The sequence below is a fragment of the Streptomyces incanus genome (assembly GCF_042656345.1).
GTDB classification, from domain to species: domain Bacteria; phylum Actinomycetota; class Actinomycetes; order Streptomycetales; family Streptomycetaceae; genus Streptomyces; species Streptomyces incanus.
In genome coordinates this window covers 88,164-103,878 of record NZ_JBHSPC010000032.1, presented here as the reverse complement: position 1 = coordinate 103,878, position 15,715 = coordinate 88,164, and the positions used below count along the sequence as shown (strand labels likewise).

The following is a 15,715-nucleotide window of genomic DNA, read 5'->3' as shown; positions in this document are numbered from 1 at the left end:
TCAGTTCCCGTACGCCTTGGCCGCCGCCTTCTCCAGCTCGGCCGCCGTCTTCTTCGGGTCGGACGGGTCGCGCAGGAAGTCCTGGAGGATCTTCCATTCGCCGGTGCCCTTGGTGCCGCCGAAGGCCGCCGGGGCCTGGTCGGACATGTCGAAGCGGACCGAGTCGCCGGCCTCGATCAGGGACTCGGCGGTGGCGCGGGTGACGTCGTCACTGTAGGAGGAGAGGTCGAGCTTCTTGTTCGGGGAGAGGAACCCGCCGGCCTCGGCCCACACGGCGGCGGCCTCCGGGGTGGCCAGGTACTCCAGGAGCGCCATACCGGCCTCGGCGTTCTTGCCGTCCTTGAGCACCACGGCCGCGTCGCCGCCGCTGACCACCGGGGCCTCGCCGTCGCCGACCGGCGGGAACGGGAAGAAGTTCGCGTCGGTGCCGATGGCCTTGCCGAACTGGTCCTTGGCGACGCCGGCCACGAAGTCGCCCTCGTAGACCATGGCGGCGTCCGGCTCGGGGCCGAAGACCTTCTCCACCGAACCGGGGAAGTCGGTGTTCAGTGCTTCCTTCTGGCCGCCCGCGAGGAGCTGCTTGTCCTTGAAGAGGTCGCCGAGTGTGGTGAGCGCCTCGACCACCGTCGGGTCGGTCCACTTGATCTCGTGCGCGGCGAGGGCGTCGTACTTCTCGGGGCCCGCCTGGGAGAGGTAGACGTTCTCGAACCAGTCGGTCAGCGTCCAGCCGTCCTGTCCGGCGACGGAGAAGGCGGCGAGGCCGGAGTCGGAGATCGTCCGCCCGTCCTTCAGCAGGGCTTCGTAGGTCTTCGGCGGGGTGACCCCGGCCTGTTCGAGGGCCTCGGGGCTGTACCAGACGGTCGACTTGTGGGCGGCCTTGAAGTAGAGGCCGTACAGGGTGCCGTCGACGCTGCCGTAGTTCTGCCACACCTCGGCGAAGTTGGCGTCCACGGTGCCCTGGACCTTCTTGTCCAGCGGCTTGAGCCAGCCCTGCTCGGCGAACTGCTTCAACACGCCGACCTGCGGGACCATCACGACGTCGGGGGCGTTGCCGCCCTCGATCTTGCTGCCGACGACGGTGGAGACATTGTCGCCGGTGGACACGAACTGTGTCTTGGCGCCGGTCTTCTCGGTGAAGGCGTCCAGCACCTTCTGGAAGTTCTTCTGCTCGCTGCCGGACCAGACACCGGCGACCGAGACGGTCTGGCCGCCGAGCGCCTTGTCGCCGCCGCCGGCCGAGACGGGCTCGCCCGAGCCGCAGGCGGTGGTGCCGAGGGCGAGCACGAGGGCGGTGCAGCCGGTGAGCAGGGTGGTACGTCGTCGCATCATCGTTGATGTCCCTTCGAAATACGTGAAGTGGGCGGGATCTCAGGAGCCGCTGATCCACCAGGCGGCCGTGGAGCCGGGCAGTACTCCGGGCGGGCACGGGCCACTGGCGAGCAGCGGGGTGCCGGAGGCCGGAGCGGGTACGGGGGCGGTGCCGAAGTTGACGGCGCACACCAGGTCGTCGGCGCGGACGAAGGCCAGGACGTCCGGCGTGGTCTCCAGCCAGCTCAGTGTGCCTTCGCCCAACTGGGGCAGTGAGGCGCGCAGTTGCAGGCCGTCGCGGTACAGGTGCCAGAAGGAGCGGGTGTCGGCGAGGGCGCGGTCGGTGGCGTGTTCGGCGAACCACTCGGGCTGCGGCAGCCAGGGTGCGGCCCCCTCGGCGCCGGAGGTGAAGCCGAACGGGGAGGCCTGTCCCGACCAGGGCAGCGGCACGCGGCAGCCGTCGCGGATCCGGGCCCGGCTGCCGGTGCGGCGGAAGATCGGGTCGGTGAGCACGTCGTCGGGGAGGTCGACGACCTCGGGCAGGCCCAGTTCCTCGCCCTGGTAGACGTACGCGGCGCCGGGCAGCGCCAGCATCAGCAGTGCGGCGGCGCGGGCGCGGGCGGTGCCGAGGCCGCTGCCCTGGGGGGTGGGTTCGCCGTAGCGGGTGACGGTGCGGACCTGGTCGTGGTTGTTGAGGACCCAGGTGACGGTCGAGCCGGTGCCGGCGATGTCCTGCATGGCCTCGGAGATGACCTTGCGGAAGGCGTCGGCGTTCCAGGGGGCGCCGAGCAGGTCGAAGAAGAACGCCTGGTGGAGCTCGTCCGGGCGGACGTACCTCGCGTGCTCGCGGGCGGTCGGGACGGAGACCTCGCCGACCAGGAGGCGCTCCTGGCCGTCGCGCCGCGTGTACTCCTCGCACACCGCGCGCCAGTGCCGCCACACCTCGTGCACCTCGGGCTGGCTCCATGCCAGCGGGTTGACCGAGTCACGGGTGCGGGCGTCGGCCTCCGGGTCCGGGGAGTCGGGCAGTTCCGGGTGCTTGAAGAGTCCGGCGGCGACATCGATGCGGAAGCCGTCGGCGCCCCGGTCCAGCCAGAACCGCAGGGTGCGGTCGAAGTCGGCGGCGATTTCGGGGTTGCGCCAGTTCCAGTCCGGCTGTTCGGGCGTGAACATGTGCAGGTACCACTGGCCGGCCCGGCCGTCCGGCTCGGTGACCCGGGTCCAGGCGGGCCCGCCGAACATGGCGTGCCAGTTGTTGGGCGGCTCGGCCCCGCCCGGCCCGCGGCCGTCGGCGAAGTGGAAGCGGGCGCGCTGCGGGCTGCCGGGCGGTGCGGCGAGCGCCTCACGGAACCAGGGGTGCTCGCTGGAGCAGTGGTTGGGGACGATGTCCAGCAGCACCTTGACCCCGAGCCGCCGGGCGGCCCCGACCAGCAGGTCGAACTCGGCGAGGTCACCGAAGACCGGGTCGACGTCACGGTAGTCGGCCACGTCGTAGCCGTGGTCGTGCTGCGGCGAGGGGTAGAAGGGGCTCAGCCAGATCCCGTCCACGCCCAGCTTCTTCAGGTACGGCAGGCCCGCCCTGACCCCGGCGAGATCGCCGATGCCGTCACCGGTGCTGTCCAGGAAACTGCGGACGTACACCTGGTAGATCACTGCGTCGCGCCACCAGCGGTGGGTGTCGATGTGCTTGGGACTCACCCCGTGGACCTGTCTGTGCGTGCGGAGGCCCGGAATTCCGGGCCGACGGCGCCATCGCCGTTATGCATGCATGTTAGGTAGGTGTGTCGCGGAGGTGTCAATGAACGAACGCAAGCTACCCGGCAGTTGTCGGAGATGAATCACTGCATATTCAGGCACATCGGGCATGGTTGAGACACCCGCGTTACCTAACGGGTAACTAGAAATGGACGTTCGGGGGAGAGACCCGGTGGGCCGGACGGGCGCGGAGCCCGGGGTACGGACCCTGACGTGCGGACCCCGGGGTGCGGTTCGCGGGGTGCGGTTCGCGGACGGCGCGTCTAGCGAGCGGAGACGGCGGCGAGTTCGCGCGCCAGCCGCCGCACCGCCGACTCGGGCGTCTGCCGCCCGGTCAGCGCGTCGCGCACCACCGCCTGCACGACCAGGCTCACCTGGTCGTAGTGCGGGCTCTTGGGGCGCGGGGCGGCGGCGAGCACGCTCTCGCGCAGCGTCGGCAGGTACGGGAACCGCCGGACCAGTTCCGGGTCGTCGTACAGCGCGGCCCGTACCGGCGGCAGCGCGCCGCGGGTGAGGACCTGGCGCTGCACGGGCTCGCTGGTGAGGTACGCGATCAGCCTCGCGGCGGAGTCGGGGTGCCGCGCGTGGGCGGCGACAGCGAGGTTGGAGCCGCCGAGGACGCTCGTCCCGGGCCCGTCCGGTCCCGGCAGCGGTACGGCGCCGACCTTCCCGGCGACCGCGGAGCCCTCGGCGGACGCGGCGACGTAGGCGTAGGGCCAGTTGCGCAGGAAGAGCAGCCTGCCGTCCTGGAAGGCCTGCCTGGACTCCTCCTCCTTGTAGGTCAGCGCCTCCTGGGGGATCCAGCCCTCGCGGACCCCGCGGGCGAGGAACCCGAGGCCCTCGCGGGCCGCCCGGGAGTTGACGGTGACGCGCTCGCCCTCGTCGCCCAGGATGGTGCCGCCCGCCGAGTAGACGGCCTCGGCCGCGTTGACGGTCAGGCCCTCGTACGGCAGGAACTGGCCCGCGTAGCCGTCGAGGCCGCGCGCCGGGGCGAGGGTCTTCGCGGCCCGCTCCAGGTCGGCCCAGGTGCGTGGTGGCGCCACGCCCTCCTCGTCGAGGACGTCCTTGCGGTACAGGAGCAGCCCGGCGTTGGTCACGTAGGGGACGGCGTACAGCCGGTCGTCGTAGGTCGCGGTGTCCACCACGCGCGGCAGGAAGGTGTCCAGCGGGAAGCCGTCGCGCGGCAGCGGGCGGATCCAGCCGGCCGCTGCGAACTCCGAGGTCCAGCTGACGTCGATGTTGAGCACGTCGAAGCGGCCGCGGTCGGCGTGGCGCAGGTCGGTGATCATCTGCGCGCGGGTCTCGTCGGCCGAGTCGGGCAGTTCGACGAGGGTGACCTCCTCGCCGGGGTGGGCGCGGTTCCACCCTTCGAGCAGCGGGCCGAGATAGCCGGTGAGGTCCCCCGCGGTGGCCAGGGTGAGCGGACCGCGCCCGCTGCCGGGAGCCGCCTGTTCGGCCCGCGCACCGGAGGCCACACCGACCGTCAGGAGCACGGCGAGGACGAGAAGGCCCCTACCCGCGGCATGGATCCACCGCATAGGTTCCTCCCTGTGCACCGTCACCCGGCACCCTTGCCGGGGTCAGAGGCCATGTATACCTGTTAGGTATCGGCGATACTAGGGCGCGCGGCACATTGTGCCGGGCGCGCGCGGGACGAGGCGCACGGCATGTGACACGAAGGACGCGGGGAGGAGAGCACGAGTGCGGCAGTCCCTCCTGGCTCTGCTCGCCCGCGGCCCGGCCCACGGCTACGAGCTCAAGCAGGGCCTTGAGCAACTGCTGGGCTCCGCGTACCCTCAGCCGAACGTCGGCCAGATCTACGTCACCCTGGGCCGCCTCGAGAAGTCGGGGCTGATCGAGGGCGAGGACGTCGAGCAGGCAGGCCGGCCCAACAAGAAGGTCTACCACCTCACCGACGCCGGGCGGGAGGCGCTGCGCGCCTGGTACGAGGAGACCGCGGACGAGCCGCGGGTGCGGGACGAGTTCTTCATGAAGCTGGCCCTCGCCCCGCAGACCGGGCTCGCCGACCAGATCGCCCTGATCAACCGCCAGCGGCGCCAGTACCTCAACACCATGCGGCAGTTGTCGAAGCTGGCCGCCGCCGAGGACCGGGACAACCGCGTCGCCCATCTGCTGATCGAGGGCGCGATGCTGCACCTGCAGGCCGATCTCGACTGGCTGGAGCGGTGCCAGGAAGAGCTGGAGGAGCTGGAGTGAGTGAGAGCCCCACTCCCGTGCTGCGCGCCGAAGGCCTGGTCAAGACGCACCACGGGGAGGGAGCCCCGGCGCACGCGGTGCGCGGGGTCGATCTGCGGGTGACGCGCGGCGAGTTCGTGGCGGTGACCGGCCCGTCCGGCGCCGGCAAGTCGACCCTGCTGCATCTGCTCGGCGGGCTCCAGCGGCCGGACTCCGGCAGCATCTGGCTGGACGGCGAGCGCACCGACGCCTACAGCGAGGCCCGCTGGGCGGTGGAGCGCAGGAAGCACATCGGGATCGTCTTCCAGTTCTTCAACCTCGTCTCGAATCTGTCGGTCGCCGACAACGTCGAACTGCCGGCGCTGCTCGCCGGGACCCCGCCGAGGAGGGCCCGCGCGGGGCGGGAGGAACTGCTGGCCGAACTGGGCCTGACGGGCAAGGAGCGGAGCATGCCGGGCGAGCTGTCCGGCGGTGAGCAGCAGCGGGTCGCGCTGGCCCGTGCCCTGATCAACCATCCGCCGCTGCTGCTGGCCGACGAACCCGCCGGCAGTCTGGACAGCAGGGGCACCCGTGAGGTGATGCGACTGCTGTCCCGCTTCCACCGGCGCGGGCAGACGATCCTGCTGGTCACGCACGACGCCCGGCTGGCGAGCGCCGCGGACCGGGTGATCAGCTTCTTCGACGGGCGGATCGCCGACGACGCGCGGCTCGACGGGACGCCGGCGCGCGGCCGGGGCATATCCGGGGTGCTGGAGCTCAAGGACTGACATGCGTGTGTACGACGGTCCGGGCACCCGGCGCGAGCGAAGGGGCTGACGCCGGTGCGAGCGACGCTGCGCTGGGCGCACTCCGATCTGCGCACGCACCGCGGTGAGGCGCTGTTCCTGGTGCTCGCCACCGGGGGCATCGTCGCGTCCCTGTTGCTGGCCACGGCCCTGTTCGGGTACGCGACCAACCCCTGGCAGCGGATCTTCACCCAGGCACGCGGCGCGCACGTCACGCTGCACACGACCGCCCCGGCCGACGCCGCGAAGCTGGCCCACCTGGACGGTGTGGAGTCCGTCGCCGGCCCCTACCCCACGGCCGCCGTCACCCTCGCCGCGCGCGGTAACCGCGCCTCCGCCGAACTGCGCGGCACCGCCGAACAGCCGGAAACCGGTCGCCCGCTGATCACCTCCGGGCGCTGGCTGGACCCCGCCACCCCCGACGGCGTCGTCCTGGAGGGCAGTCTCGCCCGCGCCCTGCTCACCACGCCCGGCGACACCCTCACCCTGCCCGGCACCGCGCGGACGCTGACCGTGGTGGGCGTCGCCGACAGCGCCGAACCACGCTACCGGCCGGGGGAACAGCCCGGTCTGGTGTGGGCCCTGCCGTCCGCCGTGACCGACCCCGACGGCCAGGTGACCGGCCTGCGGCTGACCGACCCCGCGGACACCGAGTACGCGGTGCAGCGGGCGGTGACCGTGCTGGGCTCCGGCGCCATCGGCGAGGTGTCCACCTGGCAGCAGACGCGGGCCGAAGCGCAGGGCGACAACCGGCTGCTCGGCCAGGTGCTGGGCCTGTTCGGTCTCGGCGCGCTGGTCGCCGCCGGGTTCGCCGTGCACGGGGCGATCAGCACCCGGATCAGGGGGCATCTGCGGGACATCTCCGTCCTCAAGGCGATCGGCTTCACCCCGGGACAGGTCGTCCGCGTCTTCCTGCTCCAGCACCTCGGGTACGCCCTGCTGGGCGCGGTGGCCGCCGCCGCGCTGACCGAGGCGCTGGGCAGCGGGGTTCCGGGGCGGTTCGGGGACGCGGTGGGTGTGTGGCAGGGGCTGCCCGGACACACCATGACGCTGTTCGTGGTGCCCGTGGGAGCGGTGCTGTTCATCGGCGCCACCACCGGGCTCGCGGCGTGGCGGGCGGGCCGGGTGCCGCCGGTGCCGGTGCCCAGGCCGGCGGCGCCCGAGGCCGGCCGGCTGACGGGCGTGGCGCGACGGGCGCTCGGCGCACGGGTGCCACCGGCACTGGTCCTCGGCTGGCACAAGGCGTTCACCCCCCGCCCGCACGCCCTGGGCACGGTGGCCAGGCTGGCCCTGCCGCTGCTGCTGATCGTGACGGCGCTGAGCGCGTGGAGCACCATCGACCGCTTCCACAGCGGCCCGGAGCACATGGGGCTGCCCACCGCGCTCAGCATCCGCGCCGACGCCTCGCTCGGCGACCGGGAGGCCCGCGCGCTGCTGGAACGCGATCCGCAGGTCGCGGCCGCCCATCCGGGCGTCGAAGTGGCCGCCCTGGTCCCCGGCCAGACCGCCACGATCGCGCTGCGCGGCTTCGGCACCCACCAGGAGCCGTACCCGTTCACCCTGGCGGAGGGCCGCGCCGCGCACGGACCCGACGAGGCGGTGGCCGGGCAGGGGCTGCTCGACCTGCTGCACGTACGGGTCGGCGACTGGGTGCGGATGACCGTCGGCGACCGGCCGCAGATCCTGCACATCGTCGGCCGCAGCATCGAGCCCGAGAACGCCGGACGGGTCATCTCCACCTCGCTCGACACCCTCCGCGGCAACGACCCGGACCTCGAGCCCGCCCTCTACCAGCTCCGGCTGAAGCCCGGCGCCGACCCGCGGACCGTCGCCGACCGGCTGACCAGGGCCGGCGACGGCCACCTGGACGTGCACACGGTGACCAGTCCGGCCGACGGGCTGTCCCCGTTGCGCGCGGTCGTCGTCGGGCTGATCGCCGTGCTCGCCCTGATCGGGCTGATCGAACTGCTCACCGCGATCGGCGGCACGGTCCGCGAGGGCGAACGGGACCTGCTCGCGCTCAAGGCCATCGGTCTGACCCCACGGCAGATCACCGCGATCACGGTCACGGCCACCTCCTGCACGGCGCTGGCCGCCGTGCTCGTCGCCCTGGGGCTGGGGCTGCCGCTGGCGCACTGGCTGATCGACGCCCAGGGACGGTCGAGCGGCATCGGCGCCGGCATCGCCCGGGGGCCCTCCCCCGCGCTCCTGGTACTGCTCGGTGCCGCCGCGGTGCTGGGTGCCGCCGCCCTCGCCGCCCTCCCGGCCGCCCGCTCCGCCCGGCGCCGCCTCGCGGACACTCTGAGCGCGGTCGCGTGACGGAGTACCGGGATACCGGAGTAACGGAACGGGGTGCGGGGCGGGGCCGGGCCGCGCTGGGCGCCCGGCCGTGGCGACAGCTCTGGTCCGAGGGCCCCGGGGGAGCTCGGCTGCTCAGCTCGCGTAGGGGTTCCGCACCGGCGGGGCGTACGGGTTCTGCACGGGCGGGGTGTACGGGTTGCCGGGGGTGCCCGGGGCGTACGGGGACTGCGGGTAGGCGTAGGGGTTCCCCTGGACCGGGATGTACGGCTGCCCCGGGCCGGGCGCGGGAGCCGGACCAGGGGCCGGCGCGGGAGCCGGACCAGGGGCCGCACCGGGGGCCGGACCAGGGGCCGTGTGTGGCATCGGGACCGGCACGCCGAGTCCCGGCAACCGTCCCTGGATCGCCGGGTGGTCCCTCAGCCGGACGCCGTAGCGCCGCTTGAGCCGCCGCATTTCCAGCAGCGCGATCCCGGTGACCGTCAGCGGGGCGGCCAGGATGAAGACGACGCCCAGGGCCAGGCCGAGCCCTTCCAGATCACCGGTGATCAGGTCGGGCAGGGACATCAGCCAGCAGGTGACGACGGCGAGCAGGGCCGGCAGCGAGCGGTGCACGGCGCCCGTGCCGAAGAAGTTCCCGGAGACCCGCAGCGCCGCCGCGAAGACGAAGACGACCAGCCACAGCATCACCAGGCAGAGGAACAGGAACAGCCACAGGTCGTCCCCTCCCAGTCCGAGCATCCACCATGCCAGCAGCACCGGGGTGGTGAGGGCGCAGACGAAGAGCAGCAGCAGCTTGAAGCCGTCGGCCAGGGGTGCCCGCAGCTCCCGTACGGTGCCGGTGCGCCGCCACACCAGGAGCATCACGCCGACCGTCAGCGGGGTGAGGAACAGCAGGACCACGGCCGCGATCAGCGTGTTCGTCAGCAGCTCCGTGACGTCGAATCCGCCGGCGAGGAAGGTGTACACGCCGAGGGTGGCGACCAGTCCGGCGATGATCCGGACCCGTTTGAGCCGTTCGATGGACGGATCGAGCGAATCGGGGATCCACGCGGGGTGGAACAGCGCCCGCGCCGCCTGGTGGGGTTTGAGCAACGACGACATCTTGAGCGTGCCGCCTGTCCAACTCCCGCTTGCACGTCCCAACTTGAGCGCCCCCGAACGTTCGCCGCAATGACTGGCACCATGATCGACGGGGGATTCTACGGGAAGCGGGCGACAGTCCGTCGCCCGCTTCCCGCTCCCCGCTCTCAGCTCCGGCCGCGCAGCTCCCGGTAGGTGGCGACCAGGGCCCGGGTGGAGGCGTCCAGGCCGGGCACGTCGGCGCCTTCGGTGAGGGCGGGCTCGACGCGCTTGGCGAGCACCTTGCCCAGTTCCACGCCCCACTGGTCGAAGGAGTCGATGTTCCAGATCGCGCCCTGCACGAACACCTTGTGCTCGTAGAGGGCGACGAGCTGGCCGAGGACGGACGGCGTCAGCTCGCGCGCGAGGATCGTGGTCGTGGGGTGGTCGCCCTTGAACGTCTTGTGCGGCACCAGTTCCTCGGGTACGCCCTCGCTCCGCACCTCGTCCGGCGTCTTGCCGAAGGCCAGGGCCTGCGTCTGGGCGAAGAAGTTGGCCATCAGCAGGTCGTGCTGTGCCTTGAGCTCGTCACTCAGCTCGGCGACCGGCTCGGCGAAGCCGATGAAGTCCGCCGGGATCAGCTTCGTCCCCTGGTGGATCAGCTGGTAGTAGGCGTGCTGCCCGTTGGTGCCCGGCGTGCCCCAGACGACCGGGCCGGTCTGCCACTGGACCTCGCGCCCGTCCCGGCCGACGTACTTGCCGTTGGACTCCATGTCGAGCTGTTGGAGATAGGCGGTGAACTTCGACAGGTAGTGCGAGTACGGCAGGACCGCGTGCGACTGGGCGCCCAGGAAGTTGCCGTACCAGACGCCCAGCAGGCCCAGCAGCAGCGGCACGTTGGACTCGGCCGGGGCGGTGCGGAAGTGGTCGTCGACGAGGCGGAACCCGTCGAGCATCTCCCGGAAGCGGTCCGGTCCGATGGCGATCATCAGTGACAGGCCGATCGCCGAGTCGTACGAGTAGCGTCCGCCGACCCAGTCCCAGAACTCGAACATGTTCGCCGTGTCGATGCCGAAGTCGGCGACCTTCTCCGCGTTCGTCGACAGGGCGACGAAGTGCTTGGCGACGGCGGCCTCTCCCCCGTCGAGCGCGTTCAGCAGCCAGGTCCGCGCGGAGGTGGCGTTGGTGACCGTCTCGATGGTGGTGAACGTCTTGGACGCGATGACGAACAGCGTCTCGGCCGGATCCAGGTCGCGGATGGCCTCGTGCAGGTCGGAACCGTCCACGTTGGACACGAAGCGGACCGCGAGGTCGCGGTCGGTGAAGGCGCGCAGCGCCTCGTACGCCATCGCGGGACCCAGGTCGGAGCCGCCGATGCCGACATTGACCACATTGCGGATGCGCTTGCCGGTGTGGCCGGTCCACTCACCGGAACGCACGCGGTCGGCGAAGGAGGCCATCTTGTCGAGAACGGCGTGCACGGCGGGGACGACGTTCTCCCCGTCGACCTCGACCACCGCGTCGCGTGGCGCCCTGAGGGCGGTGTGCAGCACGGCCCGGTCCTCGGTGGTGTTGATCCGCTCACCGCGGAACATGGCGTCGCGCAGCCCGAACACATCGGTGGCGGTGGCCAGTTCGCGCAGCAGTCGCAGGGTGTCGTCGGTGACGAGGTGCTTGGAGTAGTCGATGTACAGGTCACCGACCCGGAGCGTGTACGCGGTGCCCCGGTCGGGGTGGGCGGCGAACACCTCACGCAACCGCAGGCTCCCGAGCTCCTCGCGGTGCTTGGCCAGTGCGGTCCACTCGGGGGTCTGGTCGAGCCTGGTACGGCCGTCTGCGTTCATCTCGGACTTCAGCCTTCTTCCTTGCTGCCTGTGCTGCGTATCCGCCCCGCTGCCGGTTCCAACCTAATTGATCAGAGGTGGACATCGCCTGTCGCGACGCCGTCGTGGGGCGCAACAACAGATACGGCTGTCCGGCCCCCGGGTATTCAGCACGGCGGCGGGCAGAACGTCCGTCGGGCCGGGCTGCGGGCAGGACAGGCGGGGCTGAGGGCGGGGCCGTGGGCGGGAAGAAGGAGCCGGCCGCGAGCAGCCGGACATGAACACGGCACAACGCAGGTAGGGCTCAGGTACAGCAGGTGCAGCGCAGGCCGTCCGGCCGACTGCACGCTGCACGGGCCCGGCCGGCCGTCGACTCACGAACTGAACCGAACCGAGCCGAACTGCTAGATCTCGCCCCGCAGTTTGGCGAGCGCCTCGGCGAGGATCGCCTCACCGTCCGCGTCGCTGCGCCGCTCCCGCACATAGGCGAGGTGCGTCTTGTACGGCTCCGTACGCGGCGGGGCCGGGGGGTTCTCTCGGTCCTGACCGGCCGGAAAGCCGCAGCGGGGGCAGTCCCACGTATCGGGGACCTGCGCGTCGCTCGCGAAGCTCGGCTGGGTCTCGTGCCCGTTGGAGCACCAGAAGGAGAGGCGCAGCCGCGGCGCTGACTCACCGCGCTCGGCCTCGCCCATCGGCCCCGCCCCGACCCGGCTTCCCCGGATCGCGTTGCCACTTGCCACGGTTGTAACTCCCTGCGTGATGGCGCGGCGAAGCGATTCGGCGTTCCGCTCCGCTGCGAGCGCCTCAGTCTACGTAAGGCCCAACGCGCGTCCAGTGATTGGAGTTACCGCTCCCCTATCCAGACGCAAGCCCCATGATAGGCCGCACTGTGCTGCGCGTACCGGACATGGGGCCTTACGTGGGGAATGCACACCCGATGAGGGCGGATTGTCCGCCAGGGTCCTTCGCTCGGATCAACTCGTCTTCATCATGACGCCGAGCGCGACGATGCAGGCGGTCCAGAGCAGACCGACCACGACGGTGATCCGGTCGAGGTTGCGCTCGGCGACCGAGGAGCCGCCGACGGAGGACTGCATGCCGCCACCGAACATGTCGGAGAGGCCGCCGCCCTTCCCCTTGTGCATCAGCACCAGCAGCATCAGCAACAGGCTGAAGACGATCAGGGCGATCGAGAACCCCAGAACCACGGCTGGACCAACTTCCTCGGATTCGGATGAAACGACGCGGGGTCCAGCTCAGGACTGGACCCCGCCAGGGTACGCCGGATCGCGGCTAGCGCCTACTCACTGGTCGCGAAAGCGGATGATCTTGACGAACTCTTCCGCGTCCAGCGAGGCACCGCCGACCAGCGCGCCGTCGATGTCGGCCTGCGCCATGATCTCGGCGACGTTGCCCGACTTGACCGAGCCGCCGTACTGGATGCGGACCTGGTCGGCGACTTCCTGCGAGTACAGCTCGGCGAGCTTGCCGCGGATGGCGGAGCAGACCTCCTGGGCCTCCCCGGCGCCGCAGACCTTGCCGGTGCCGATGGCCCAGACGGGCTCGTAGGCGATCACGACGGACTCGGCCTGCTCGGCGGGCAGGTCCTTCAGACCGCCCTCGACCTGGGCGAGGGTGTGGGCGACGTGGTTGCCGGCCTCGCGGACGGACAGCTCCTCGCCGACGCACAGGATCGGCGTGATGCCGTGCTTGTACGCGGTCTTGACCTTGGCGTTCACGAGCTCGTCGGTCTCGCCGTGGTACTGCCTGCGCTCGGAGTGGCCGACCGCCACGTACGTGCACTTCAGCTTGGCCAGCATCGGGCCGGAGATCTCGCCGGTGTAGGCACCGCCGTCGTGCGCCGAGATGTCCTGGGCGCCGTACTTGATCTTCAGCTTGTCGCCGTCGACGAGGGTCTGCACGGAGCGCAGGTCGGTGAAGGGCGGCAGGACGGCGACCTCGACGGCCTCGTGGTCCTTGTCAGCCAGGGCGAAGGCGAGCTTCTGGACGTGGGCGATGGCCTCGAGGTGGTTGAGGTTCATCTTCCAGTTGCCCGCCATCAGCGGGGTGCGGCCTTTTTCAGCAGCGGTCATTGAGGGTCAGTCCTCCAGTGCGGCGAGGCCGGGGAGCGTCTTGCCCTCGAGGTATTCGAGGGAGGCGCCGCCGCCGGTCGAGATGTGGCCGAATGCCTTTTCGTCGAAACCCAGGATGCGGACGGCCGCGGCGGAGTCGCCGCCGCCGACCACGGTGTAGCCCGGGGAGTCGAGGAGGGCCTGGGCGACCGCTTTGGTGCCCTCGGCGTAGTCGGGGTGCTCGAAGACGCCCATGGGGCCGTTCCAGAAGACGGTGGCCGCGTCGGCGAGCTTCGAGGCGTAGAGCGTGCGGGTCTCGGGACCGATGTCCAGGCCCATCCGGCCGGCCGGCATGGCGTCCGCGGCGACGGTGGCGGGGTGGGCCGGCGCCTTCGTCTTCAGGTCCGGGAACTCCTCGGCGACCAGGGTGTCGACCGGCAGCACCAGTTCGACGCCGTTCTTCTCGGCGCGCTCCAGGTACTCGGTGACGGCGGACAGCTGGTCCTCCTGGACCAGCGACGTGCCGATCTCGTAGCCCTTGGCCTTGAGGAAGGTGTACGCCATGCCGCCGCCGATGAGGATGCGGTCGGCCTTGCCGAGCAGTTCGTCGATGACGGCGAGCTTGTCGGAGACCTTGGCGCCGCCGAGGGCGACGACGTAGGGCCGCTGGACGTCGTCCGTGAGCTTCTTCAGGACGCCGACCTCGGTGGCGATGAGGAAGCCCGCGGCATGCGGCAGGCGGGCCGGGAGGTCGTACACGGACGCGTGCTTGCGGTGCACCGCGCCGAAGCCGTCGCCCACGTAGAGGTCGGCGAGGCCGGCCAGACGGTCGGCGAAGGCGCCGCGCTCGGCGTCGTCCTTGGCCGTCTCGCCGGCGTTGAAGCGCAGGTTCTCGAGGACCGCGACCTGTCCGTCGACGAGACCGGCGACGGTGGCGGTGGCGGACTCGCCGACGGTGTCCGTCGCGAACGCCACGTCGGTGCCGAGGAGTTCGCCCAGACGGGCGGCGGCCGGGGCGAGCGAGAAGGCGGGGTCCGGGGCGCCCTTGGGGCGGCCCAGGTGCGAGGCGACGACGACACGGCCGCCCGCTTCGGCAAGCGCCTTGACGGTGGGCAGCACCGCGCGGATGCGGCCGTCGTCGGTGATGGTGGTGCCGTCCAGCGGCACGTTGAGGTCGGCGCGGACGAAGACCCGCTTGCCCGCGACCCCTTCGGAGAGGAGTTCGTCGATCGTCTTCATGAAGGGACTCCTGGAGAAGAGCTTGTGTTCGCTCGTGATCGCTCGTGATCGGAAGCGGTCGACCGCTCCGATACGTGCGTCAGGGCTCGGACAGCGCGTTGTGGCGCGCCGGCCGAGCCCTGCACTCATATCAGGCGGTCTGCTCCACGATCAGAGCTGGTTGCCGACGAAGACCGTGAGGTCGACGAGGCGGTTGGAGTAGCCCCACTCGTTGTCGTACCAGCCGATGATCTTCACGTTCTTGCCGTCCTGGACCATGGTCAGGGACGAGTCGAACGTGCAGGACGCCGGGGCGTTGACGATGTCGGAGGAGACGATCGGGTCCTCCGTGTACTCGAGGAGACCCTTGAGCTCGCCCTCGGCGGCCTTCTGGAAGGCGGCGTTGACCTCTTCCTTGGTGACCTCGCGGCCGAGCTCGACGACCAGGTCGGTGACCGAGCCGGTCGGGACCGGGACGCGCATCGCGATGCCGTCCAGCTTGCCCTTGAGCTGCGGCAGCACCAGGGCGGTGGCCTTCGCGGCGCCGGTCGTCGTCGGGATGATGTTCTCGGCGGCGGCACGGGCGCGGCGCAGGTCCTTGTGGGGGAAGTCCAGGATGCGCTGGTCGTTCGTGTACGCGTGCACCGTCGTCATCAGGCCCCTGACGATGCCGAAGTTCTCGTCGAGCACCTTCGCCATCGGCGCCACACAGTTGGTGGTGCAGGAGGCGTTGGAGATGACGTGGTGGTTCGCCGGGTCGTACTGGTCCTGGTTGACGCCCAGCACGATGGTGACGTCTTCATCCTTGGCCGGAGCCGAGATGATGACCTTCTTGGCGCCACCGGCGATGTGCTTCTCGGCGTCGGCCTTCTTCGTGAAGATGCCGGTCGACTCGATCACGATGTCGACGCCCAGCTCACCCCAGGGGATGTCCTCGGGGTGGCGCTCGGAGAGCACCTTGAGCGTCTTGCCGTCGACGGTGATCGTGTCGGCGGTGTGGGAAACCTCCTGCTTGAGGCGGCCCAGAATGGTGTCGTACTTCAGCAGGTGGGCAGTGGTCGCGGTGTCACCCAGGTCATTGACGGCCACGATCTCGATGTCTGCGCCCTGCTCGAGCAATGCGCGGAAGTAGTTCCGGCCGATGCGGCCAAACCCGTTGATGCCTACGCGGATCGTCACGAACCGATCTCCTCGTTGG

The 15,715-nt window shown here is 70.9% G+C and carries 13 protein-coding genes; 3 read left to right on the top strand and 10 right to left on the bottom strand.

Annotation, left to right across the window (positions count from 1 at the left end; translation table 11 throughout):
• The 3 genes from ACFP2V_RS12350 to ACFP2V_RS12340 form a co-directional block, all read right to left on the bottom strand.
• Positions 1-1,329, bottom strand: a complete 1,329-nt coding sequence (locus ACFP2V_RS12350) for an ABC transporter substrate-binding protein (protein ID WP_381209937.1) — start codon at positions 1,327-1,329, stop codon at positions 1-3.
• A 39-nt stretch (positions 1,330-1,368) separates the two neighbouring features.
• On the bottom strand, positions 1,369-2,991 hold the full coding sequence (locus ACFP2V_RS12345; RefSeq protein ID WP_381210359.1) for a glycoside hydrolase family 13 protein: 1,623 nt from the start codon (positions 2,989-2,991) through the stop codon (positions 1,369-1,371).
• A gap of 335 nt (positions 2,992-3,326) precedes the next feature.
• Entirely contained in the window at positions 3,327-4,601 is a 1,275-nt protein-coding gene (locus ACFP2V_RS12340) for an ABC transporter substrate-binding protein (protein ID WP_381209934.1), read from the bottom strand.
• 163 nt (positions 4,602-4,764) lie between these two features.
• On the opposite strand from ACFP2V_RS12340, the gene ACFP2V_RS12335 reads away from it, so the two are divergent.
• Genes ACFP2V_RS12335 through ACFP2V_RS12325 form a run of 3 tightly spaced genes read left to right on the top strand, consistent with a single transcriptional unit; the run spans position 4,765 to position 8,363 of the window.
• On the top strand, positions 4,765-5,280 hold the full coding sequence (locus tag ACFP2V_RS12335) for a PadR family transcriptional regulator (protein WP_381209931.1): 516 nt from the start codon (positions 4,765-4,767) through the stop codon (positions 5,278-5,280).
• Complete coding sequence (locus tag ACFP2V_RS12330; RefSeq protein ID WP_381209928.1) at positions 5,277-6,026, top strand: ABC transporter ATP-binding protein; 750 nt, start codon at positions 5,277-5,279, stop codon at positions 6,024-6,026. The genes ACFP2V_RS12335 and ACFP2V_RS12330 overlap by 4 nt, the downstream gene beginning before the upstream one ends.
• Positions 6,027-6,080: 54 nt before the next feature.
• Positions 6,081-8,363 (top strand): ABC transporter permease, encoded by a 2,283-nt coding sequence (locus ACFP2V_RS12325; RefSeq protein WP_381209925.1) that lies wholly within the window; start codon positions 6,081-6,083, stop codon positions 8,361-8,363.
• 114 nt (positions 8,364-8,477) lie between these two features.
• On the opposite strand, the gene ACFP2V_RS12320 is transcribed toward ACFP2V_RS12325, so the two are convergent.
• From ACFP2V_RS12320 to gap, 7 genes are all read right to left on the bottom strand, one after another.
• Positions 8,478-9,446 carry a hypothetical protein gene (locus tag ACFP2V_RS12320; RefSeq protein WP_381209922.1) on the bottom strand — a complete coding sequence of 323 codons (969 nt, stop codon included), beginning with the start codon at positions 9,444-9,446 and terminating at the stop codon, positions 8,478-8,480.
• 146 nt (positions 9,447-9,592) lie between these two features.
• On the bottom strand, positions 9,593-11,248 hold the full coding sequence (gene pgi, locus ACFP2V_RS12315; protein WP_381209919.1) for a glucose-6-phosphate isomerase: 1,656 nt from the start codon (positions 11,246-11,248) through the stop codon (positions 9,593-9,595).
• A 383-nt stretch (positions 11,249-11,631) separates the two neighbouring features.
• The gene (locus ACFP2V_RS12310; protein WP_074993622.1) at positions 11,632-11,967 is read right to left on the bottom strand and encodes an RNA polymerase-binding protein RbpA; all 336 of its coding nucleotides are present in this window, start codon (positions 11,965-11,967) and stop codon (positions 11,632-11,634) included.
• A 234-nt stretch (positions 11,968-12,201) separates the two neighbouring features.
• Complete coding sequence (gene secG, locus ACFP2V_RS12305; protein ID WP_381209915.1) at positions 12,202-12,435, bottom strand: preprotein translocase subunit SecG; 234 nt, start codon at positions 12,433-12,435, stop codon at positions 12,202-12,204.
• Between the two features lie 96 nt (positions 12,436-12,531).
• The gene (gene tpiA / locus ACFP2V_RS12300; protein WP_381209912.1) at positions 12,532-13,320 is read right to left on the bottom strand and encodes a triose-phosphate isomerase; all 789 of its coding nucleotides are present in this window, start codon (positions 13,318-13,320) and stop codon (positions 12,532-12,534) included.
• 6 nt (positions 13,321-13,326) lie between these two features.
• Positions 13,327-14,538, bottom strand: coding sequence for a phosphoglycerate kinase (locus ACFP2V_RS12295; RefSeq protein ID WP_381209909.1), 1,212 nt, complete (start codon positions 14,536-14,538; stop codon positions 13,327-13,329).
• Positions 14,539-14,688: 150 nt separating this feature from the next.
• On the bottom strand, positions 14,689-15,696 hold the full coding sequence (gap, locus tag ACFP2V_RS12290) for a type I glyceraldehyde-3-phosphate dehydrogenase (protein WP_381209907.1): 1,008 nt from the start codon (positions 15,694-15,696) through the stop codon (positions 14,689-14,691).
• Positions 15,697-15,715 lie beyond the last annotated feature (19 nt).

Bases quoted from the DNA above. Each gene is read 5' to 3' on its own strand.
- ACFP2V_RS12340 (WP_381209934.1), bottom strand. From the start codon at position 4,601: ATGCGGTGGATCCATGCCGCGGGTAGGGGCCTTCTCGTCCTCGCCGTG.
- ACFP2V_RS12350 (WP_381209937.1), bottom strand. From the start codon at position 1,329: ATGATGCGACGACGTACCACCCTGCTCACCGGCTGCACCGCCCTCGTG.
- tpiA (WP_381209912.1), bottom strand. From the start codon at position 13,320: ATGACCGCTGCTGAAAAAGGCCGCACCCCGCTGATGGCGGGCAACTGG.
- ACFP2V_RS12295 (WP_381209909.1), bottom strand. From the start codon at position 14,538: ATGAAGACGATCGACGAACTCCTCTCCGAAGGGGTCGCGGGCAAGCGG.
- ACFP2V_RS12320 (WP_381209922.1), bottom strand. From the start codon at position 9,446: ATGTCGTCGTTGCTCAAACCCCACCAGGCGGCGCGGGCGCTGTTCCAC.
- pgi (WP_381209919.1), bottom strand. From the start codon at position 11,248: ATGAACGCAGACGGCCGTACCAGGCTCGACCAGACCCCCGAGTGGACC.